The sequence below is a fragment of the Virgibacillus carmonensis genome, from assembly GCF_057836705.1.
On record NZ_JBYQFJ010000412.1, the window covers coordinates 1 to 519 of the forward strand.

Annotated in this window: 1 pseudogene; it reads right to left on the bottom strand. The window is 42.6% G+C overall.

The features are described from left to right. Positions 1-469 (bottom strand): annotated as a pseudogene (locus AC3G7N_RS22625) (vWA domain-containing protein); the annotation flags it as partial. Between the last annotated feature and the right edge of the window lie 50 nt (positions 470-519).

The following is a 519-nucleotide window of genomic DNA, read 5'->3' on the forward strand; positions in this document are numbered from 1 at the left end:
CATCAAGCCGGTTGCTCCGTGTCACATTCGCAGTTAATTCAGTCTGAAAATGGTGCTTCAGGTAATTTCTCCGGACAGAGAAGTCTTTCTTCGTACCTGGCCGCACTTTTGTAATGATTTCCTCCAGACGCAAATCTTCCAGCAACGTCATGAATTGAATAGTGAACTTCGGCAGGCTGGATTCAACGTTATTTTCCAAAAAGCCTTTCAGGGTGGGGACATGCGAATGTTGCAAGGTTCCAATTGAACGCAAAAATACATCCGTCTTGTAACCGGATTCCTTAATCGTCTGATTATTCACATCCCAGAAATGGCTGCCCGTCACCTCATCATCAATCAGATCGATGAATGAACCATACTTGTACTCGAATTTTAAGTCCTGGTTATCCGATAGTATCGTGGTCAGGTCCTGTAACTGCAGGAAAAGATTTGTGTCTACCTTAGAATCATCCCAGCGGTTGTATTTCAATTTGTAACCTCCTTTCTTTCTTATATGTGCGCAATTGCATAGTCATTTTT